The sequence below is a fragment of the Carboxylicivirga litoralis genome (assembly GCF_025499605.1).
In the GTDB taxonomy this organism is placed as follows: domain Bacteria; phylum Bacteroidota; class Bacteroidia; order Bacteroidales; family Marinilabiliaceae; genus Carboxylicivirga; species Carboxylicivirga litoralis.
Genome location: NZ_JAFMVC010000010.1, coordinates 1 through 22623, shown reverse-complemented (window position 1 = coordinate 22623; position 22623 = coordinate 1). Strand labels below are relative to the sequence as shown.

Sequence of the window (22623 nt, the reverse complement as noted above, 5' to 3'; positions counted from 1 at the left end):
ATTTGTGGCATAGCAATTGCTTACATTGGAAAGTCAAATGATTAATGAGTATATTGATGTGATTTTGATGAGATTAGCAGGATGAATTAGGCTATTTCAGAATTTTGAATAATTTTGGTCGGTTATTTATCTATTCAAAACATTTTTTAGGAATCGGATAAATGCATTTAGCTGCAACAAATAAAACAACCAATATGGATAATAATGGATACTTGAGCTATGTTGAAGAAGCTCTGTCAAACTATGGGAATTTAAAAGCATTTAGTGATTTTCAGGGAGAAACAATAACATACAATCAGGTTGGTGAGCGAATAGTGGGGTTGCATCAGCTGTATAAAGATTTAGGTATTCAAAAAGGAGACAAGGTTGCGCTCATTGGTCGTAATATGACTAGCTGGGCCGTTGTTTACCTGGGAACAATCACGTACGGAGCTGTTATTGTGCCCATTTTGCCCGATTTTAATTCAAGCGATATTCATCACATTGTGAATCACTCCGAATCTAAGCTGTTGTTTTCAACCGATTTATTGTTTGATAAGCTTGACGAAACGAAGATGAAAGGCCTGATGGGCATTGTTTCTATTAATCAGTGTATTTCACTGGTTGATCATGCAAGTGGAAAGCTAAGTGAATCAGTTGAAAAACTGCAACCGGCATTTAAAGGCGATGGCAAAAGCTTTAGTTCTGAACAGTTAAGTTTTCCAGAGATAGGTTCCGAAGAGATAATGGTGTTATCATATACTTCTGGTACGTCCGGATTTTCGAAAGGCGTATTGTTGCCGCATCGTAGTATCTGGTCGAATATAAAATATGCACAGGAGCATTTAATTCTAAAGCCTGAAGAACGGGTAGTATCCTTTTTGCCATTGGCGCATGCCTACGGTTGCTTGTTTGAGTTTTTGTGGCCTTTCACAATGGGCTGTCATATTACCTTTTTAACCCGAACTCCTTCGCCACAAATCATTACGGAAGCTTTCCGAAAAGTGAAGCCCCACATTATCTTATCGGTTCCTCTCATTCTTGAGAAAATATTCAAGAAGCGTATATTACCACAATTGGAAGAAACTAAAGTGAAAACTTTGATGAAAATTCCAATACTAAACAAAGTAGTATATAGCAAGGTAAAAAAGAAGTTGCTTGAAGTATTCGGAGGCGAATTCAGAGAGATTATAATTGGTGGAGCAGCTTTAAATAAAGACGTGGAGCTGTTCTTGCGTAAAATAGGTTTTCCATTTACAATTGGTTATGGCATGACTGAATGTGGGCCACTTATCAGTTATGCTCCGTGGACTGAATCACGTAAGTTTTCAGCTGGTGAGCTAGTTGATCGCATGGAGGTGAAGATTGACTCTAAAGACCCATTTAACGAAGTAGGGGAGATATTGGTGAAAGGGGATAACACGCTTTTGGGTTATTATAAAAACCAGGAAGCAACAGATGAAATATTCGATAAGGATGGCTGGTTGCATACCGGTGATTTAGGCGTGATTGATGAGCAAAATTTTATATACATCAAAGGGCGAAGTAAAAATATGTTATTGGGGGCTTCGGGGCAAAATATTTATCCGGAAGAAATTGAAGCTACTATTAATTCGATGGAGTATGTGCAAGAGTGCCTGGTACGTGATAATGAAGGGAAGTTGGAAGCTTTAATTTATCCCGATTATGAGGCGACCGATGCTGAAAAACTCAATCAGGTGCAGATAGAAGGAAAGTTGCAGGAGATAAAAGAATCTGCCAATAGTATTTTACCTGCTTACATGAATATTCAGCAAGTAACTTTGTTTCCAGAGGAATTTGAGAAAACGCCTAAGAAAAGTATTAAACGGTATAAGTACACGAAATAATAGTTGCGTATTTTGATATAAAACCACCTGTTGATCAGGTGGTTTTTTTGTGCCCCATTGACAATAAGAGATAAAAACATCTTATTTATATGAACTTTTAAAGCGACCTAGTGTTTAATTAATGATGTAAAACAATAAACAAAAGTTCATCAATTTGATAGCTAATAAAAAAATAGTCATTCTCGGGGCAGGTTTTTCATCTCTGTCAGCTAGTTGTTACCTGGCTAAAGCTGGTTACGATGTAACCATATTAGAGAAAAATGATGCGGTAGGAGGACGCGCTCGTCGGTTAAAGCGCGATGGTTTTACCTTTGATATGGGACCAACCTTTTATTGGATGCCTGATGTTTTTGAGCGTTTTTTTAATGATTTCAAGTCAAATGTATCCGATTGGTATGAGCTGATGCAGCTGAATCCCTCCTATTCGGTGTGTTTTGGAGAAGATGATTTTGTGAGTCTGAGTACTGATTTTAGCGAGATACAAAATACATTCGAAACGATTGAGCAAGGTAGTGGAGCTAGCTTACAATCCTTATTGAAGAAAGCTGAAGCTAATTATGATATTGCCGTTAAAGATTTGGTGTATAAACCCGGTGAGCATCTTTTTGAGATAGTTAATGCAAAAACCATCAGTCGTTTAGGTGCTTTTACCAAATCAATAAAAGCCGATGTAGCTCAATACGTTAAAAGTCCGAAACTGCGAAAGATATTAGAATTTCCCGTGTTGTTTTTAGGAGCTAAACCATCTACAACGCCATCGTTCTATAACTTTATGAATTATGCCGATTTTATGCTGGGTACTTGGCATCCGAAAGGAGGTATGTTCGAAGTGGCAGATGCCATGCGACGACTGGCTGAGCAATTAGGAGTCAAAATTCGACTTAATGCGCCTGCTGATGATGTGTTGATTGAACAATCGAAAATTAGCAAAGTATACGCAGGTGGTGAAGCTTTTGATTGTGATGTGCTTTTAAGTGGAGCCGATTATCATCATACTGAGCAATTATTACCCAAGCATTTCAGACAATATTCAGACAATTATTGGAATAAAAAGACGTTTGCCCCATCGGCCTTATTATTTTATGTAGGTTTTGATAAGAAGTTGGAAGGTTTAGCGCACCACAGTTTATTTTTTGATGTGGACTTTGATGCACATGCATCTGCTATCTACGACGATCCTCAATACCCCGAAGAACCATTGTTTTATGCCAGTTTCCCTTCTGTTTCAGATGATTCAGTTGCGCCAGCGGGTAAAGAAGCGGGCATTTTTTTAATTCCATTGGCACCTGGTTTAGAAGATAATGAAACTATCAGAAAACGTTATTTTGACATCATTATCAATCGTTTAGAGTTGACGACCAAACAAAGTTTCCGCACTCATGTTTTGTTTACAGAATCGTTTAGTGTCAATGATTTTGTATCGACCTACAATTCGTTTAAAGGAAACGCCTACGGATTGGCTAATACTTTACTGCAAACGCATGTATTGAGACCTAAGCTAAAGAGCCGAAAGGTGAAAAACCTGTATTTCACTGGACAGCTGACTGTTCCTGGGCCCGGAGTGCCACCATCATTGATTTCGGGCAAGATTGTAAGTGATTTAATCATAAAATACCATGCACCATGAAGCAATTATTCGACTCATCAAGCTACAATTGTAGCCGGCTGGTAACACGTGCCTATAGTACGTCATTTTCAAAGGCTATTACCTTGTTGGCACCATCGGTGAGGCCTGCAATTTATGCCATATACGGTTTCGTGCGTTATGCCGATGAAATTGTTGATACCTTTGATGGATTTAATCAGGAGGAATTACTACTTGAGTTTGAGGAAAACTACGAGAAAGCGCTCAAGAGAAGAATTAGCATGAATCCTATATTAAATGCTTTTCAGGAAGTGGTTCACCAGTATAATTTGTATGATTTGGTGAATTCGTTTATGGAGAGTATGAAGATGGATTTGTATAAAACTGAATATAAAACAGCCCGCGAATATGCCGATTACATATATGGTTCGGCTGATGTGGTGGGCCTCATGTGCCTCAAAGTATTTGTTAAAGGCGATGAACAACACTACAGTGAACTAAAGCCATACGCCATGCGTCTGGGCTCTGCTTTTCAGAAGGTTAACTTTTTGCGCGACTATAAAGATGATATGGAGGGCCTAGGTCGTTCGTATTTTCCGAATCTAAAAAATGCGCATCTTGATAACAATACTAAACAAGAGATTATTAAGGATATAGAAGCAGATTTTAATGAGGCTTACAAAGGGGTTGTTCGTTTGCCACTCGAAGGACGCCTGGGGGTATACTTGGCATATCGTTATTACAGACGATTGTTGCAGGAATTGAAAGCAGCCGATAGTAAGCGCATCAGAAGTGAACGCATTCGTATCAATAATTTTCTAAAGCTGGAGATCTTGGTGGAATCGTATTTAAGATACAAACTAAATGTGATATAATGCGATGGCCCATGGTCATAGGATTGATGCTTGCATCTGTAATGACATGGTCACAACAGATGGATGAAATTCGTAAGCAATTTCATACCATCGACAATGAAGAAAGTTTGAAGGCCTTTATTGAACTAAGCTCTGGCGTTGATGATAAAAAGGCAAGCCCCTATATTGAAGCGGCGCATATGCGACAAGCCATTTATACGAATAATCCCTTTAAGAAGATGAAGTTTTTCAGCAAGGGTAAGAATAAGCTTGAGCAGTACATTAATCAAAATCCTTTTGATATTGAAGCGCGATACGTAAGGGCATTGGTGCAAAGCGAGGTGCCTGTATTTTTAAAATACAATGAGCAACTAAATTCTGATACAACCTACATTCTTGATAATATCGATGATAGCTCCTTACCATCGTATTATAAAGAAATGTTAAAGCAGGCCATTCATCAACTCATCAAAAACCATCAGTTATGATAGTCTTATATATTATAATTACGCTTGCTACTTTTGCTTTTATGGAAGGTGTTACCTGGTTTACTCATAAATACATCATGCATGGTTTTTTGTGGGTGCTGCACGAAGATCATCATCATCCATCGAAAGGACAGGTATTTCAAAAGAACGATAGTTTCTTTTTTATTTTTGCCACTCCCAGTATTTTGCTGTTCTTCTTTGGTGTAAATCCAACGCTCAATTTTATGTTCTTTATCGGCTTAGGTATATTATTTTATGGCATTGCTTACTTTTTAGTTCATGATGTATTTATTCATCAACGTTTCACGTGGTTGTCAAACGTGAAACATCCCTATTTTTTAGGCTTACGACGAGCACATGGTAGCCATCATACCGGTGGCCAATGTTTTGGAATGTTGCTGGTGCCCCGGAGGTTTATAAAAGAAGCTAAAAATAATACCTTGCTGCTTGAGTAGGAATCTTATATAAGAATTCCCCCCATCACCTTTCAGGCACTTCCTCATGGGGGAAGATTTTTTAGTTTCACTAATGTCATTCTCCCCATGGGGAGAAACCCAAAGGGAGAGGGGGAAGAGGATTTTTTTGTTATTTCTTGAATGAACAACCTAGGCATGGGAATCGAAGCATACACCTACTTATTCATAAACATAGCTTGCATATTAATTCCGTTTGTGGCCAGTTTTTATCCAAAGCATGCTTTTTACAAGGAATGGCGGTACTTCTTGCCAGCCAATTTTACAGTGGCATTACTCTTTTTAGTATGGGATTATTATTTCACTCAAATGGGCATTTGGGGCTTTAATCCGCGCTACCTCACAAAAGTATATTTGCTTAACCTGCCACTGGAGGAAATACTATTTTTCATTGCCATTCCTTATGCCTGTGTGTTCACTTGGTTTGCCATAAAGTATTTGGTTAAAAACAATCCGTTTAAGCGTTTTCATGGAGTTATCACTATTATATTGGCCATTTTGTTTCTGATGGCAGGTTTTGGTTTTATAGGAAAATGGTATACTTCCTTAACGGCATTCTTAACCGGATTATATCTTCTTATTACATTCTATAAAAAACGCGATCTATCGTATGTTTACTTATCCTATCTAATCGTTTTACCTTTCTTCTTTATCAGCAATGGTATATTAACTGGTTCCGGACTGGAAGAACCAATAGTGTGGTACAACAATGCTGAAAACCTGGGCATACGCATTGGCACCATACCCATTGAAGATAGTGTATATGGTTTTCTGCTTGTGTTGATGAACATTGATTTGTATGAATGGCTGAAAAAGCATTTTGCTTAACGTCTCATCTTAAGTTTTAACCTTTGAAATTGTCTTAGTTATAACTTCTGTCAATGGCTTTCATTTCACTGTTAAATACCCAATGATGAAAATTTGTGGAATGTTATCGATTATTTGTTGTGCTAAAGTTTTAATTTTGGCTGCTTGAAATCTTGATAGCTCTGAGAAATGAAAGTTTTAATTGTTTATAACGGTATTATTCCAACTCCTTTGTATGGGGGAACATCACGTGTGATATGGTATTTGGGGAATGAATTGGTTAAAATGGGCCACAAGGTAAGCTACCTGGTTAATAAAGGCTCTTCTTGTCCATTTGCTGAAGTAAATACGATTAATCCAGCAAAAGCCATCGTTGAACAAATAGGTGATGATGTTGATTTGGTGCACTTCAATATGATAGTTCCAGGTATAGAGCAATTGAAAAAGCCATACGTCGTAACAATGCATGGAAATGGCAACAAGGATGTGGAATTGCCACTGAATACAATTTTTGTTTCCAGAAATCATGCTGAACGCTATGCTTCCTCCAGTTTTGTAAATAATGGTTTAGACTGGGATGACTATATGACTCCGAACTTGAATGAGAAACGGAATTATTTTCATTTTTTAGGCAAGGCAGCATGGAAAATCAAGAATGTAAAAGGAGCTATTGATATAGTGAAAAACACCCCCAATGAACGCCTTAAGGTATTAGGTGGTAATCGCCTTAATTTCAAGATGGGGTTTCGTTTTACAACCAGCATGCGAGTGTCGTTTCATGGCATGGTAGGAGGCGAAAAAAAGTATCAACTTTTAAATGGTTCAAAGGGATTGATATTCCCGGTGCGTTGGCACGAGCCCTTTGGTTTGGCTATCACTGAAAGTCTTTATTACGGATGTCCAGTCTTTGGAACTCCTTATGGAGCTTTACCTGATTTAGTAAGCAACGAAGTTGGTTTTTTATCGAATAAGCAATCGGACTTGGTTAATGCTGTCAAAAACTCGGAACAGTATTCAAAGACTGTTTGTCATCAATATGCTGTTGATGAATTCAATTCCTTAGTGATGGCCAAAAGTTACGTGGAGAAATATGAGCAGGTACTCAATGGTGATAGTTTAAATGCAACGGCTCCCTTCCAGGCATCTCCAGAAAAAAAGAAGATGTTGGATTGGAGTGTTTAGTGAGTCATTGTTTCACTTATTGATTTTGTAACTGAAAATACTTATTCAACACCATTAAGGAGATTAGGCGCTCGCGTTTTTTATTTCTAAACTGGTCAATATAGTCATGCGCATTTTTGATAATGGCTTCGGCTTTGTCCGGGTTAGCGATGTAATAATTCATCTTGTCAACCACATCCGAATAATCATCCTTTACCTGTATATAATGATAGTCGGGAATTAATGTGCCTTCCATAAACCAGGTTTCATACTTAGGTTTGGGCATCACCGCCACAGAGTTGGACGCCATCACCCATTTCAGACTGGTGGCTACATCGTAACCTTCAATGACCATTACAAACTTGTATTGAAGCATTTCATACATGTTCAGCTTTGGTTTGCGCCAGTGCAGAAATGGTTCCAGGTTGCTAACATGTGCCACATTGCATTGAGGATGATCAAACCACTTTTCTACAAATTTAATGCGCTGTATGTGAACAGTTTTAAAAGCACCTCGCCACACCAATAAGTCTTTCTTTTTGTCGTAAGGAGTAATGTCTTTAGGAAAGGTGAAGTGACGTATCTTATTTAGTTTCAGAAGTATCGAATTTTGGTTAGAGTCGTTAATGGGACGACTTTTAACAATGGCCGGATGTGGTGGTACTTCTGTTATATCACCAAATTCGTAATCGATAAGATTGTTATTTGGGAAGTAACGCGTAATTTCTCGCGTATCGAAAAAGTAGGTGCGTTGCTTTTTGCCAGGTTTAAGATCTCCAAGTCGTTTAGGTATATTACTGTATGAAAATGAAGTATTTAATTTTATGTAATAATTAACCCGTTTGTCGATGTAAGCTTTTTCGGAATTCGATTTGTTGTTGTAACTCGACAGAATTAGCTGGCGCTTTATTTGAAAAAAGAAATTGGGTATTATAAGCTTTAAGGCACTTTTAAAATAATAATATTGCTTAAAATTTCGATATCGAAAAGTCATCCATTTCGAAAACCATCTTTTGTCTTTGATACTCATTTAACTTCTTTTTTACAAGATGGCGTAAAAATACGTAAATCCAGTTAAATGTGATTGAATGCCGGGATCGAATTTGTTTGACCAGCTGCAATTGTGTTTTGTACTGTTGTTTCATCGGGTTGAACCTGCAATGAAAAGTACTTTTGAAGCACTAACAGTGAAATTAAGTCTTCGCGTTCTTTGTTTTTAAATTGAGCAACATAGTTATTGGCATTTTTCACAATAGCCTTAGCTTCCTCCGGGTTTTCAATGTAATATTGAATCTTCTCTTCCAAATCAGAGTAGTCATCTTGTACATGGATATAATGAAAATCGGGTAGGAGACACCCTTCCATAAACCAGGTTTCATATTTTGGTGTTGGCATGACAGCCACTGAATTTGATGACATTATCCATTTAAGGTTGGTTGCCACATCAACACCTTCGATACTCATGATGAACTTATATTGAAGTTGATCAAATAAATTCATTTTTGGTACTTGCCATTGTTGCCGGTTAGCAAAGGAATTCACATGTCCAATATTGAACAAAGGGTTGTTATTAAATTTCTCTAAAAAATGGATTCGTTGGGGCTGCGATGGCAAAACATATGCCCTGAATAGAACCTTATTAAGTTTTTTTTCAAAAGGGGTTTTATCATTTAAGAAATTAAAGTGTCTTACCTGATTTAGTTTTAGAAGAACTGAGTTTGTGTTATTTCCATAAACAGGACGACTTTTAACGATAGCAGGTGTATCAGGAACCCAGGTTACATCGCCAAAGGAATAATTAATAAGATTACTTTGTTTAAAGTAACGTGTGTACTTGCGTGTGTCGAAAATATAAGTTGTGTGTTTCTTCCCTGGTTTAATAGTTGACAAATGCAATGATTGATTAGTTGTGTAAAAAACCTTTCGTAGTTGATTGTAATATGAAACCCGGAAGTTAATGTATTGCTCATCATATTGTTTAATCTTTTGAAGCTTGCGTGTAAGAAACAACTGATTAATCGATGTTGGCAACCAAAACCGAAGGTAGTTTTTTAAATAAAACAAAGGTTTAAAATTCTTATACTTAAACGAGTACCATTTAGATATTATTTTAGTAACCATGTTTTGCAGGCATATAAAAAGTTTGTATACAAAGCTTTTTAAATCAACAGACATTGTCGTTTACTTTTCCTTATTTATACATTAACACTTCTTAATGCGCAAAACATTAATCGTTGACATTCCTTTAATTAATATATCTTTGTGATAAATTATTAAAGCGAGTGAAATGACCTGTTTTTTTGATGTGCAGAACATCTATTACATTCCTCAGTATTTTCCTGTATGGAGAGAATTAATGAAGCGAGACCACACATGCAAATTGATTGTGTATGAAAATACCAATAAGGAATCGTTAATTAATAAGGTGTTGAGCCAAATAGGTGTTGACTATGTTAAGGTGCCGGGTGAAGAACAGGCCAAAGAGCTTTATTTGAAAGAAAAGCCAGACTGGATCTTCTTTGGAAATAAGTTTGGGTCACTCGATTTAATTCATCAGCATTCAAAATCTATACAAATGGGGCATGGTATTGGTCCCAAAAGAAGTTATTATCGCAAGTCGGATACGCCTATGACTGTTCGATTTATTGAGGGTGAAATGCGGATGAAAGTCATCCAGGAAATGTATCCGGATGATAATTTTGTACAGGTTGGCTTTAGTAAGCTCGATCCTGTTTTTGACGGTTCAGAAGGCGGCATTGATTTAAAAAAGCTAGGGCTTGATCCTGAAAAACCAACTATATTATATGCTCCAACCTTTAATCCGACTTCGATAGGTTGTTTTCCAAAAGATTGGCCAGCTCATTTTGAAGGGTACAATATTCTGATAAAACCTCATTCTTTTACTTTTGCTTTAACCAAGAGCAGATATATTAAAGATCAGAAACGGATAAAGGAATGGGCCAAATATCAGAATGTATATTTAGCAGATGCTGATGAATATTCATTAGTGCCATTCTTAAAAACAGCCGATATACTTATTAGCGAAGCCTCATCAACATTATTTGAGTTTGCAGCTTTAGATAAGCCGGTGGTAATTTGTGATTTTTATGATTTAAAATGGTCCTACAAAGGCATTTTCAAATATCGTTTCAAAAAACGTTTCCTGACTGAGTCAGTTATTTATCAGGATTTGGGAGCTCACGCAGAAAGTTACAAACAAGTAAAACGAAAAGTAGAAGAAGAGCTGAAACGGCCTGAAAACTACCAGGTTAATCGTCAGCAATATAATAAAGACCATGTTGGTCCTACTGATGGAAAGGCATCAATCAGAATTGTAGATTATTTAGAAAACTTCAAAAACTAGTTATGAGGAATTCAGATGATTTATTGATCATCTGAATTCTCTAATAAGTTAAGTGCCTTTTTCAAAATAGTTGAACTGACGTTGGGGGTGTAATCAAAATAAACCATATCACACGTTACTGGTGGGTATTTCCCTTTCCAATCAGAACCAACCGAAATTGCATCGATATTATACTCATCAACAACGCTTTGTTTGTTTTTATTGACTTGTGGAATCACTTCGTCAACATATTTGACTGAGCTTATAATACGAAAGCGCTCTTCGTATGGTATTACAGGCTTTCGGCCCTTAGAAGCCATTATTAATTCGTCTGTCGAGACTCCAACTATCAGGTGGTTACAAAGTTCTTTGGAACGCTTAAGTATATTCAGGTGTCCGTAGTGCAGTAAATCAAAACACCCTGAGGTATACATTCGATTATATCTCTTTGTGCCTGGGTTTGTTTGGAGTAGGCCTCTTAAATAATCTCTAACTAATATTTTTTGCTCGTCAGAAATTGTATTCTTGTGAGACGCCAGGTCGATAGCTCCTGGCCAAGAGCCATCGGTATAGTTAAAGTTTTCAAAGTCTACCGATTGGCTATACCTTGGTATCACATGAAAATGAACTTCTGGATCGACCATCATCAGCATTAGGTAATTTATCTTTTCTGCTTTTAGCTCTGCTTGAATACAAAGTTCGATTTCCTTAGTGATTATCGACATTTCCTGCATTGCTTCTTCGCTGATGGCATGAAACTGGTTCACATCTTCTTTGCAAATTAATATCATAGCACCTAAGGTCACTTGCTCTGAGCGAAGTAGTAGTAGCCAATGGTCGTATTCTTTAATTAATGAATTAGGATATCCAAATTTTTTGAGCGTGTCTTTAAGCATTATCTTTCAATTATCCGTTTGGGGCATCTAAAAGTAAATCTTAACTATTTTAAGGTATTATCAGGTTTAGGGCACAAAGGTAAAAATAATTGCTCAAGCTGTCGGATATCTTTTAGCAATTACAATTAAAAGACTATCTTCGTTTCCTCTTATGTAAACTTGAAGGGCATTGTGCTACTTATACAGTTACATTTTTTTGAACTTATTTAATCGTAACAGAATTTGATGAATTTATTATTAATTAATTCAATAGGCAGGCAAAAATGGGGTGGAGGCGAAAAGTGGATGGTGCTTGCTGCGTCTGAATTAATTAAAAAAGGGCACCATGTGCATATTGGTTGCCGCGTCAATTCAGTGTTAGAACAACGGGCAAAAGAAGCTAATGTGCCAGTTGTGCGTATCGATATCTATACCGACTTTAGTCTTGCAGGTTTTTTGCAGCTTAAAAAGCTGGTAAAAAAACTAGGTGTTGAACTGATAATAGGATGTCAGAATAAAGATGTAAGAGTAGCCGGTTTTATGTCACGTTTGACAAATGGCCCCATTGTTTTAAGCCGCCAGGGAGTTCAATTGTTAAATAAGTCCGGAAAGTATAAATGGAGTTTTCTGCCATACTGCGATGGCATTATAACGAATACCAATTCTATCAAACAAGAATATGACAGTTATGGCTGGTGGGACAATGAATTTGTAAAAGTTATTTACAACGGCATCAATGAAACCAAGATTTCTGATACCTGTTACGATTTAAGTAAGTACATTCCTGCGAGTGTTAAAAATCCGTTAGTTATCGTATCAACAGGCCGATTGGCAAAGCAAAAAGGATTTGAATATTTGATTGATGCAGCCAGGTCCATTGTTAAGAACCATCCGAATATCTACTTTTTTATAGCCGGCACAGGAAAATTAGAAACAGTCCTCAAGCGACAGATTCATGAGCTTCATCTTGATGAGAATGTTCATTTGTTAGGTTTTCAAAAAAATATCTCGGAGTTGTTAAATGCTGCCGACTTATTTGTCTTGCCATCGTTATACGAAGGTATGCCCAATTCCTTAATGGAAGCACTGGCGCACGGTTTGCCCGCGGTTAGTACGCGCGTGAATGGTGTGGAAGAGTTGATGAAAGATGGAGAACATGGTTATGTTGTAGAACCCAAGAGTGTTTCAGATTTGGAAGAGGCCATTGAGAAGTTAATTGTTGATGCTGAGTTAAAAGAAAAAGGACAACAAGGAGCTAAACATGTTAAAGAGAAATTCTCCATTAATAAAATGGTGGACAGCCTTGAAAAACATCTTTTACAACAAATTTCGAAATAATACTGATACATAATCAAAGTAATTAGCAAAATGATTAAGGCGTATTTTGTATAAGTTCTAATCGGTAAATTCTACATTTCATTCATAAATTAAGGGTGGTTACGTTTCAACTGCTTATTTTTGCATCGCTAATTATTTGATGTAATTGTAATACGTGGATAATGATTAAACCATTTTTATATAAATTTCTTCGTGCGTTTTTATTCTGGTTATTGTTTTTTGCTATTCATCGACTGGTGTTTATGCTGGCTAATATTCAATATGCCAATGAAAGCCCGTTGGGACAACTTTTATGGTCGTTTATAATTGGCATTCGTTTAGATAGTTCGTTTACGGGTTATATAATGGTAATAGCCGGTATTAGTCTTCTGCCAGTAGTATTAATCAAACGTCGGCTTCAATTCTGTTGGTTTAACGGTATTAATAAGGTGTTAATCGTTTTTTTAACAGGATTTTTGTTGGGTGATGTTGTACTTTATTCTTTTTGGGGCAAACATATGGATAGCGAAGCCATCGGTTTTCTCAAAACACCTGATGTCGTTATGGCATCGTTGCATTGGTACCAGTTAATACTGTTTATTGTCGTATTGGGGGTAGTGTCATTTCTGCTTATTAAGCTATATAAACTTGTGACCAGGGTGAAGTTAAATAATGAAGAACCTCAGGGGTGGAAATATACGTTTTCGACTGCTGGCGTTATATTACTTGTTACAGCTTGTATGATTGGGCCAATAAGGGGAAGCGTGGGAGTTGCGCCAATTAACACCGGAGTTGCCTACTTTTCATCACATCGTTATGCTAACCACTGTGCTATTAATCCAATTTGGAACCTGGCCTACGATATGAAAAAGATGGACAAAACCAAGGTGCGTTATAAGTATATGGATGATGAGAAAGCGAATACCATCTTTAATGAATTAACTCAACATTCTGGCCAGTACCAATCGGTATTAAATACGAAGCGTCCAAATGTAGTGGTTGTATTACTCGAAAGCTTCGCGGCTCATGTTATTAAGGATCTTGGAGGCAAGGCAGTAACACCTAATATTAATCAACTAATGTCTGAGAGTATTCTTTTTAGCAATATCAGGGCTGCAGCCAATCGTTCCGACAAAGGTTTAGTAGCAACAATAGCCGGTTATCAGGTGATGCCATCTTACTCCATTATTCGTTTCCCAGAGAAAACCAATTCTTTGCCATTTCTGCCCCGAAAGCTGAAGGAGAATGGTTACCACGATTTAACGTACATGTATGGAGGCGATATTAAATTTAAAAACATGAACTCGTTTGTGAAGCAAGCCGGCTTTGAAAAGGTAATTTCCATCGATGACTTTGATTCCGATTTGCAGGGAGAGAAGTGGGGCGTTCATGATGAATATACGTTCCGTCGCCTGGTGCAGGAGATGAAAGCTTCGCAAGAACCTTATTTTAAGTTTTTCTTTACCCTAAGTAGCCATGAGCCTTTTGATGTGCCAATGGAGCGTGTTCATGAAAACGACTATTATAATTCTATTGCGTATACCGATAAATGCATTGGAGAATTTATAACATCCGTAAAAGAGCAAAACCTTTGGGACAAGACCTTGTTTGTTTTTATAGCTGATCATGCTGTTCCCGGACCAGATCTTGTGCCGCTCGACAATATTGATTACGCTCGTATTCCGATGTTTTGGACGGGTGGTGCATTAAGTATTAAAGATACAGTAATCAGTAATTACGGTTCACAAACCGATTTAACCAGAACGTTGTTGAGCCAATTAAATATTGAGGCAGAAGAGTTTAAGTTTAGTAAGAATATATTAGATGAAGGTGTTAGTAAGTTTGCTTTTAACATTATAGCGCCAGGAGGCATTTCGTTTTCTGATAGTACCAGTTTTCAGTTTTACGATACAAAAATCAATCGTTTTATTAAGGCGATTAGACAACAATCAGCTGAAGACAGTTTAAGAGCGAAGGCTTATTTACAAGTAGTTTATAACGACCATCAAAGCAGATAGCATGCAAATAACAGATTTGAAAAGAGAAGATTTTGAAATAATGGCGCCGGTGGGCTCATACGAGTCTTTGAGAGCAGCTATACAGGGAGGAGCCAATTCTGTTTACTTCGGTATTGAGCAGTTGAACATGCGTTCGCGCTCATCCAATAATTTCTCGAACGATGACCTGCGGGAGTTGGTGAAGATTGCCAAAGAACATGGTATCAAGACCTATCTGACGGTTAATGTGGTTATTTTTAACGAAGAGCTGGATACCATGCGCGAGATAATTGATGTGGCTAAGGAGGTGGGTGTAACCGCAGTTATTGCATCCGACCAGGCGGCTATCAATTATGCACATAACAAAGGTGTTGAAGTGCATATCTCTACACAGGTGAATATCTCCAACGTTGAAACCCTGAAGTTCTATAGCAACTTTGCCGACGTCGTTGTGTTGGCGCGCGAGTTGAATATGAACCAGGTCAAAGCCATTCATCAGGCCATTATCGATGAGGATATACGTGGTCCAAAAGGCGAGTTGATTCAAATCGAAATGTTTGCTCATGGTGCTCTTTGCATGGCTACATCGGGTAAGTGCTACATCAGTCTGCACCAATTAAATGCTTCGGCCAACCGAGGCGGATGTTTGCAGCCTTGTCGACGCGGTTATACCGTAACCGAGAAAGAGACTGGCAAGCAAATGGATTTGGAGAACGACTACATCATGTCACCCAAAGATTTAAAAACCATTCATTTTCTGAACAAGATGATGGATGCCGGTGTGCGTGTATTCAAAATTGAAGGGCGTGCGCGTTCGGCCGAATACGTAAAAACAGTTTGTGAATGTTACAACGAAGCTATTGAAGCTGTTTTAGATGGTAGCTTCGATGAGGACAAAATAAAGGGCTGGGATGCGCGTTTGGGCGAAGTTTTTAACCGTGGTTTTTGGGATGGTTATTATTTAGGGCAAAAGCTGGGCGAATGGAGCCATAATTACGGTTCGCGAGCGACAAAAAAGAAGATATACATCGGAAAAGGGATGAATTACTTTCCAAAGCTTAAAGTGGCTGAATTCTTAATGGAAACACAATCGCTTAAAGTAGGGGATGAGGTTTTGATTACCGGCCCTACAACAGGGGTGGTTCAAATGACCGTTCCAGAAATACGAGTGGACTTAAAACCAGTGGAAGAAACCGTAAAAGGAGAACGTTTTAGTATTGTTGTAGATGAAAAGATTCGTCGTTCAGATAAGCTCTACAAGATAATATCGGTTGACGAAGGTGATTTGCAGAAGTAGTAGGGTGTATTATTAATAAATCGGCGTTTATCAGCGTAATTTGCGGGAAAAGAATTAGAATTTATGGAAGTACAAGGTAATCTGTTAAAAATGAAGACAAATTTCACTGATGATGCAGTGGAATATCAAATGCGATTAGGTGATGAATTGGTCGGCTTAAACCCTTATATCGGTAAAACAATTGAGTTGCAATATCAAAACCAAATTAACTGCATTGCCTGCGGTAAAAAGACTTCCAAATCATTTGCGCAGGGCTTTTGTTACAATTGCTTTCAAACGGCTCCTGAGGCTGAGGAATGTGTGTTAAAACCTGAGACCTGTCGTGCTCATCTGGGCGAAGCACGTGATATGGATTTTGCTGATAAACACTGCCTGATTCCGCATTATGTGTATTTAGCTGTTTCATCGGGCATAAAAGTGGGAATTACCCGCAATACGCAAATTCCAACGCGCTGGATTGATCAGGGAGCATCAAAAGCTGTTATTATTGCCGAGGTGCCCAATCGTCATATTGCCGGGGTAATGGAGGTGTTCCTGAAAGACTACTTTGCTGATAAAACCAACTGGCGTAGCATGCTGAAAAACGAGGTGGCAACCGAAATAGATATTCAAGCAGAACGAAATAGAGCGATAACCCTGCTACCCGATGAGTTAAAGCAGTATGCTAAAACAGATGAGGCGGTGTGGGCATTAAACTACCCTGTAGATGCGTTTCCTTTGAAACCTAAATCGCTCACTTTTGATAAGGAAGCAACTATTAGTGGAACGCTGAAAGGCATTAAGGGGCAATACCTGTTATTAGATAATGACAGAGTGCTGAATATCCGTAAGCACAATGGGTATTTAGTAAAGATAAAAGCAGATTAATTGTTTATTGCAGTATTAGCTCATCAATAAAAAACCAGGACGGATTACCGCTGCCACTGTGCGATTTTGGTAACAGGCCGCCATTGTAAACCGATATTTTGACGTAGCGGGCCGATGAATTTAGAGGTAAATGAAACAACAATCGCTCGCTCTTGGCCTCATCAAAGGAAGGCAGAATCTTTTTTTGCGCAATCGTCTTGTACCTGATGCCATCATTGGATGTTTTAACTTCGATTTTGGAAGGTGCAACAATCCATTGGGCCGGTTGCGACAATGATGAAATGTACAATTCTGTGATTGTTTGTTTTCTGCCCAAATCAAAAAGAAAATCATTGTCAGTGCCATTGAAACCACACCAGCTGCCATCGTTTAGTTGATTGTCGTTGCCACGCTTATCGTCGAAAAGGGCACCGTAGCCTTTTGAAAAATATTTTTCATCAGCCTCAGGGATAACTTCAGTTAACTCGGCAAAACTTCTTTTTTTCTTAATAACAGTAGTCGTAACTGTTGAAGAAGGGTACATGTTATCCGCAAACGACTTCGCTTTAATAGTGCTGCTTTCCTTTAATATTAGAGGCTTGGCGTATATGGCTGATAACGTATCCGGTTGTTCATCATTTAAGGTGTAATAGATATCGGCCTTGGTGCCTTGTGGTTTAATTTCGACCAAAACAGAATCGTAGAAACACCATAGTGCCGGTGTAATAATAGGCACCTGGGCATTTTGAATTAGTTTTTTACGATTGCCTAGCTCACTTCTGCGATTGAGCCTGAAATCCAGCTGGGCCATAATGGGGTAATGGTCAGAAATAAAGACATCATTTTTGATGACGTGGTGGGTCGAAAAGCTTTTAACATCAAAAAAGCCATTCGTAAAAATATGGTCAATAACAACTTCAGGTGTTTCGTGCTTGAAACCATTGAAGGTTTGAAAATTAGCTTCATCATTCTCGATAGGCAAATAGCGTGTGTCCCAAAGTTGCAGGTAACCTTCCCAGTTGTCGGTTAGCGTTGAATACATGCGTTCGGACGGTTGCGCATTAAAATCACCCATTAGTACTACAGGTGCTTTACCCGCTATAGTTTTTATTTTATTGAGCAATAAAATAGCACTCTCGTTACGGGCAAAGGCACTCACATGACTAAAGTGTGTGTTGAAGACATAAAAGATATACCCATTGTTTTTGTCTTTCAGCTGAAGCCAGGTAACAATACGAGGTAATACTGCTCCCCAGCTTTTACTGCCTGCTATTTCTGGTGTTTCAGATAACCAAAAGTGAGAAGATGCCAGTAACTCAAACTTATCTTTGGCATAAAATACCGGTACAAATTCGCCGCTTTCACGTCCATCGTCGCGACCAACGCCAATGTATTCATAATCGATGAGTTCATTACTTAAATCATCTAACTGACTTTTTAATACTTCCTGAAAACCAATGATGTCCGGTTGTTTATCATCCAGGAAATCATATACCAGTCCCTTGCGGTTAGTCCATGCATTAATGCCATCCTCTGGATTACTGTAGCGGATGTTAAAGCTCATCACCTTAACACTATTATCTTCATTGGTGCAGAAATAAAGAAAGCTGCCAATGATGATGATACAAAACAAGAGGAGGCTTCTGATGGTCATGATTAATACTTATTGTTTGGGACTATTGCCCAGTTTGTATTTAATGTGTCCTAACTCTATTAAATCTTTGTGGTTGATGAAATAGCGGTTGTAGGGATTGCCATTCACTTCGATGGATTTAATGTAAATGGCATCCGGTGACTTACGCTCCGATTCAATAACAATCTTCTCTTTATTATAAATTCTTTGATCCAGATGAATGGTCACTTTATCAAATACAGGGCTCGATAGTGTATAGTTCATATCTCCAGGGCAAACCGGATAAAGACCCATCATACTATAGATTAACCAGGCCGACAAGGTTCCGGTGTCGTCGTTGCCAGGCAGGCCAGCCGGAGCATTGGAGTAATAGCGTCGGATACAATCGTGAACCTGCTTTTGAGTACGCCACTCCGAACCACTTGCATAGTTAAATAAATAAGGGTAACCCATATCTGGTTCGTTACTCATGTCAAACAAGCTGTCTTTAAAACACTTGTTGAGTTGTTGCACAAACTTGTTTTTACCACCCATGGAGCGCATCAAACCTTTAATGTCGTGTGGCACGGCAAATGAATACTGCCATGAGGTACCTTCGTGGAAACCGTGAACAGGCTGGAAATTTTCGCCCTGAACCGGGTCAAAGCCTTCCATAAACTTGCCCTCTTCAGTTACTGGTCTAAGCAAATTATACTTTTTGTCGAAATAGTTACGATAGCCCAATGATCGTTGGTAAGCTTTCTTGTAAGTTGATTTATCGCCCATCTCATTGGCCATGAGCGCCAGATTATAATCAGCTACATATAGCTCCAGGGCTTGCGATACCGAGTTGTCAAAGTCCTTAAGGAACGGGATATAATGTTCTTTTAGGTAGAATTCGTTATTGTGACGGATGAAATTGTCTTCAACTGTATTGGCATGTTTCAACATGGCTTCATAGGCTGTTTCCACATCAAAATCGGTTAAGCCGCGACGATAGGTGTCGGTGATGACAATTAATGCCGGATCGCCTTCCATCACATGTGATTCACGGCCATATATTTCCCATTTAGGCAACCAGCCACTTTCTTTGTACATATCCACCATGCTGCGCACCATGTTCAACTGCTTTTGTGGGTACAGCAACGACATCAGTGGATGTACTGTTCGATAGGTATCCCAAAGAGAAAAGACGGTATAGCGTTCCTCATCCTCCACATTCAGGATGGCATCGCTTTCCATAGCAGGATACTGGCCATTCACATCTTGTAGGATATTAGGGTGCAGCATCAGATGATAGAGTGCCGTGTAAAACATCACTTTGTCATCATGCGAACCGCCTTCTACCTCAATTACTTTAAGCTGGTCGTTCCAATTGTTGAAAGCATTTTCTTTGATTTGCTCAAATGAGAGGTTAGTCTGTTCTGCATCCAGGTTTTCGCGGGCATTTTCAATACTCACATAACTTACACCAACCTGCACTTCTACCTGCTCGCCTTCACTGGCTTCAAACGAAAAGTAAGCTCCTATCTTTTCGCCCGACAGCTCCTTGTTGTATTTTGTATAAAGCTTATAGGTGTCGCTTGTAGAACTCCAGTTGTGGCGTGCACCTGGTAATTTGTTATGGAATTTCCAGTAGCCACTTTGCATATTATCGCGCTTAATACGGGCCACAAAATAAACCGGGATGATTGCCTGAGGGTGGTAACAGAAGGTACCCATCATTTTGTAACCTTCAATCTCGTTTCCTGCCACACGTTTGATGTGTGCCCCCGACTCGTTGGTTAGCCCATGACCTAAATCGAGCAGGATATTGGCTTTGCCTTCGGGAAAAGTAAAACGACTGATGCCTGAGCGTGAGGTAGCTGTTGTTTCGGCTTTAATGTTATAGCGATTCAGTTTAGCCGTGTAATAGCCAGGACTCGCTTTCTCGTTCGATAAGGTAGTGCCGTATTCGTTGACATCCACATTTAAATCGCCTGTTGTTGGCATTACAATAATACTCCCAAAGTCGGGACAACCAACACCACTGAGGTTAACATGGGTAAAACCGGTCATCCATTCGTTGTTATAAACGTAGGGGTTGCTGCACCAGCTATCTGTGTTGGAGTATTCGTTGCCTTTGTGCGGCGTCACATTAAATGGAACAACAGACACCATGCCGTGAGGAACCACAGCACCCGGATACGTCGCACCGTAATTGGTAGTGCCGATAAATGGATTAACAAATGTAGCAGGCTCCTGAGCTATAGTTAGCAACTGAATCAGTAAGCCTAGTGTAAGGATTGCAATATTCTTCATATCATAGCTTTGGATGCAAATTAAAGGTATAATCTTATTTGCTCAAAAGCACCTGTTTTTAGATGGATAGGATTAATGATTTGATTACTAACTAAATATTGTAGATGAGTGGTGTTAATCCAGAATATGTTTACCCTGAGATTGCACATAAGTACGACAAAATGATTGGAGTTGAGAGTGGGTGAGTTTAGTGTTTCCTGTTTTGCATTTGTGTTTCCCGTTTTGTGTTTCCTGTTGGGGGGAGTTTTCTATTGGTTAAACTTCAAATATTCAACTAATTGTTTATTAAATGCAAAGAGACTTGTATCTTTCCGTAAATTCTTGACCGGGTGCGTATCTATAAAGCATTTATACATCAGTTGTTAGTGCTGCTACTTAGTGTGCTGTTGCTGTCGTGTGCCGGTAATCGCCGGCTCACAAAGGATGTGTATTTGAATGGTTTTGATGATGGTGAGCCCTTTACAACGATTACTGCTGCCGATAGCGGTCAGATGAAAATCTATTTGATACGCCATGCCAAACCCGATGTGAAGAAGAAAAAAGTTTGTACATCGGCCATGGCACAGGCTTATGTTGATGCTTATGCGAAGGCGCCCATAATTCCTTTTGATAGCTCGTTAGTGGTGTTTAACTTGCCCGACTATACTACCATCTATTGCTCCAACCTTAGGCGGGCACACGTAACAGCACAAGCCATTTTTGGTAGTGATTGTAATTTGCTGGTTGATGCGCAGTTCAGAGAGTTTGAAACCACCATTGTTGCACAGCAAAACACCTTGTCGTTGCCATTGCTTATGTGGCAAACCATTAGCCGTGCCGCATGGGTAATGGGGCTTAATCAAGCCGATGTAGAAAGCTATAAAGAGGCCAGGGAACGAGCCCGACAAGTAGCTATTCGTTTGGCGCTGCTGGCCGAAGAAGAACAAACCGTGGTAGTGGTGGCGCATGGGATGCTCAATCGTTCGGTGAGCAGGTGGCTGAAGCAGAATGGCTGGCGCATCACTCAAAAGCAGGGGCATATTAATATTGGTGCAACGGTGCTGGTGAAGGAGTAGTTTTAAAGGAATTTAAATGAGCAACTAACAATGCATTGTAGATGAGTAAATTACTGCCTCAATTGTTAAAGGTAATCTGATAAATGACGAATGTGGAAACCAGATATTTTACAAAGCGACAGGATTGGAGAAAATGGCTCGAAAATAATTTTGAGACCAAGGATGATATCTGGTTAGAATACCCTTTAAAAAAGACCGGTAAAGAACGAATTGTATACAACGATGCGGTTGAGGAAGCCCTTTGTTTTGGCTGGATTGACAGCACGATTAAATCACTAAATGAAGAGACTAGTATCCAACGATTTTGTAAACGAAGAAAAAACTCAACTTTCTCACAACCAAACATCGAACGCTTAAAATGGCTTTTTGAAAACAACTTGATTCATCACTCAATCAAAGAGGATGTTTTGAAGATAATTCAACAGGATTTTATTTTTCCGAACGACATTGTGGAGCAGTTAAAAAAGGATAAATCAGTTTGGGATAACTATCAAAACTTTTCAGAATCCTATAAAAGAATACGAATTGCATATATCGAAAGTGCAAGAAAAAGACCCGATGAATTTGACAAGCGCTTGAAGAACTTCATTGAAAAAACAAAAGTGAACAAGCTGATTAGAGGGTTTGGAGGGATTGAAAAGTACTATTAATTGCTAATGCGAATCAAGTGTTGGAACTTAATATTCAATCAAAAGGGATTTCATCCCTAAAACCCTGACTTCCTTTTCTTTTCTTGATAAAAGAAAGGAAGCAAAGAAAATCAAG

Annotated in this window: 19 protein-coding genes; 14 read left to right on the top strand and 5 right to left on the bottom strand. The window is 38.7% G+C overall.

Annotation, left to right across the window (positions count from 1 at the left end; translation table 11 throughout):
• Window positions 1-194 precede the first annotated feature (194 nt).
• From J1N10_RS10815 to J1N10_RS10785, 7 genes are all read left to right on the top strand, one after another.
• Window positions 195-1847 carry an AMP-binding protein gene (locus tag J1N10_RS10815; protein WP_262326721.1) on the top strand — a complete coding sequence of 551 codons (1653 nt, stop codon included), beginning with the start codon at window positions 195-197 and terminating at the stop codon, window positions 1845-1847.
• Between the two features lie 154 nt (window positions 1848-2001).
• The gene (locus tag J1N10_RS10810) at window positions 2002-3474 is read left to right on the top strand and encodes a phytoene desaturase family protein (RefSeq protein ID WP_262326720.1); all 1473 of its coding nucleotides are present in this window, start codon (window positions 2002-2004) and stop codon (window positions 3472-3474) included.
• Complete coding sequence (locus tag J1N10_RS10805) at window positions 3471-4307, top strand: phytoene/squalene synthase family protein (RefSeq protein WP_262326719.1); 837 nt, start codon at window positions 3471-3473, stop codon at window positions 4305-4307. The genes J1N10_RS10810 and J1N10_RS10805 overlap by 4 nt, the downstream gene beginning before the upstream one ends.
• On the top strand, window positions 4307-4774 hold the full coding sequence (locus J1N10_RS10800) for a hypothetical protein (protein WP_262326718.1): 468 nt from the start codon (window positions 4307-4309) through the stop codon (window positions 4772-4774). The genes J1N10_RS10805 and J1N10_RS10800 overlap by 1 nt, the downstream gene beginning before the upstream one ends.
• Window positions 4771-5229, top strand: a complete 459-nt coding sequence (locus J1N10_RS10795) for a sterol desaturase family protein (RefSeq protein WP_262326717.1) — start codon at window positions 4771-4773, stop codon at window positions 5227-5229. Before J1N10_RS10800 ends, J1N10_RS10795 begins: the two co-directional genes overlap by 4 nt.
• A 156-nt stretch (window positions 5230-5385) precedes the next feature.
• Complete coding sequence (locus J1N10_RS10790) at window positions 5386-6075, top strand: lycopene cyclase domain-containing protein (protein ID WP_262326716.1); 690 nt, start codon at window positions 5386-5388, stop codon at window positions 6073-6075.
• 168 nt (window positions 6076-6243) lie between these two features.
• Window positions 6244-7236 carry a glycosyltransferase gene (locus tag J1N10_RS10785; RefSeq protein ID WP_262326715.1) on the top strand — a complete coding sequence of 331 codons (993 nt, stop codon included), beginning with the start codon at window positions 6244-6246 and terminating at the stop codon, window positions 7234-7236.
• 16 nt (window positions 7237-7252) lie between these two features.
• Here J1N10_RS10785 and J1N10_RS10780 read toward each other — a convergent pair whose 3' ends face one another.
• Together J1N10_RS10780 and J1N10_RS10775 are read right to left on the bottom strand one after the other, a co-directional pair.
• Window positions 7253-8245, bottom strand: a complete 993-nt coding sequence (locus tag J1N10_RS10780) for a glycosyl transferase family 90 (RefSeq protein WP_262326714.1) — start codon at window positions 8243-8245, stop codon at window positions 7253-7255.
• A gap of 44 nt (window positions 8246-8289) precedes the next feature.
• Window positions 8290-9336: a glycosyl transferase family 90 gene (locus J1N10_RS10775; protein WP_262326713.1), complete on the bottom strand. Its 1047-nt coding sequence runs from the start codon at window positions 9334-9336 to the stop codon at window positions 8290-8292.
• 166 nt (window positions 9337-9502) lie between these two features.
• Here J1N10_RS10775 and J1N10_RS10770 point away from each other — a divergent pair, with 166 nt between their 5' ends.
• Entirely contained in the window at window positions 9503-10579 is a 1077-nt protein-coding gene (locus J1N10_RS10770) for a CDP-glycerol glycerophosphotransferase family protein (RefSeq protein ID WP_262326712.1), read from the top strand.
• 20 nt (window positions 10580-10599) lie between these two features.
• Here the strand turns inward: J1N10_RS10770 and J1N10_RS10765 are convergent, their stop codons facing one another.
• A complete protein-coding gene (locus tag J1N10_RS10765) occupies window positions 10600-11454 on the bottom strand; it encodes an adenylyltransferase/cytidyltransferase family protein (protein WP_262326711.1) in 855 nt (284 codons plus the stop codon).
• A gap of 225 nt (window positions 11455-11679) precedes the next feature.
• Here J1N10_RS10765 and J1N10_RS10760 point away from each other — a divergent pair, with 225 nt between their 5' ends.
• From J1N10_RS10760 to J1N10_RS10745, 4 genes are all read left to right on the top strand, one after another.
• Complete coding sequence (locus J1N10_RS10760; protein WP_262326710.1) at window positions 11680-12771, top strand: glycosyltransferase family 4 protein; 1092 nt, start codon at window positions 11680-11682, stop codon at window positions 12769-12771.
• 161 nt (window positions 12772-12932) lie between these two features.
• Complete coding sequence (locus tag J1N10_RS10755) at window positions 12933-14768, top strand: LTA synthase family protein (protein WP_262326709.1); 1836 nt, start codon at window positions 12933-12935, stop codon at window positions 14766-14768.
• A gap of 1 nt (window position 14769) precedes the next feature.
• Window positions 14770-16044, top strand: a complete 1275-nt coding sequence (locus J1N10_RS10750; protein WP_262326708.1) for a peptidase U32 family protein — start codon at window positions 14770-14772, stop codon at window positions 16042-16044.
• Between the two features lie 90 nt (window positions 16045-16134).
• Window positions 16135-16911, top strand: coding sequence for a DUF2797 domain-containing protein (locus tag J1N10_RS10745; RefSeq protein WP_262326707.1), 777 nt, complete (start codon window positions 16135-16137; stop codon window positions 16909-16911).
• A gap of 4 nt (window positions 16912-16915) precedes the next feature.
• Here J1N10_RS10745 and J1N10_RS10740 read toward each other — a convergent pair whose 3' ends face one another.
• On the bottom strand, window positions 16916-18544 hold the full coding sequence (locus J1N10_RS10740; protein ID WP_262326706.1) for an endonuclease/exonuclease/phosphatase family protein: 1629 nt from the start codon (window positions 18542-18544) through the stop codon (window positions 16916-16918).
• Between the two features lie 9 nt (window positions 18545-18553).
• On the bottom strand, window positions 18554-20803 hold the full coding sequence (locus J1N10_RS10735; protein WP_262326705.1) for a GH92 family glycosyl hydrolase: 2250 nt from the start codon (window positions 20801-20803) through the stop codon (window positions 18554-18556).
• A gap of 329 nt (window positions 20804-21132) precedes the next feature.
• On the opposite strand from J1N10_RS10735, the gene J1N10_RS10730 reads away from it, so the two are divergent.
• Both J1N10_RS10730 and J1N10_RS10725 read left to right on the top strand, forming a co-directional pair.
• Window positions 21133-21858, top strand: a complete 726-nt coding sequence (locus J1N10_RS10730) for a histidine phosphatase family protein (RefSeq protein ID WP_262326704.1) — start codon at window positions 21133-21135, stop codon at window positions 21856-21858.
• Between the two features lie 83 nt (window positions 21859-21941).
• The gene (locus J1N10_RS10725) at window positions 21942-22508 is read left to right on the top strand and encodes a YdeI/OmpD-associated family protein (protein WP_262326703.1); all 567 of its coding nucleotides are present in this window, start codon (window positions 21942-21944) and stop codon (window positions 22506-22508) included.
• Window positions 22509-22623 lie beyond the last annotated feature (115 nt).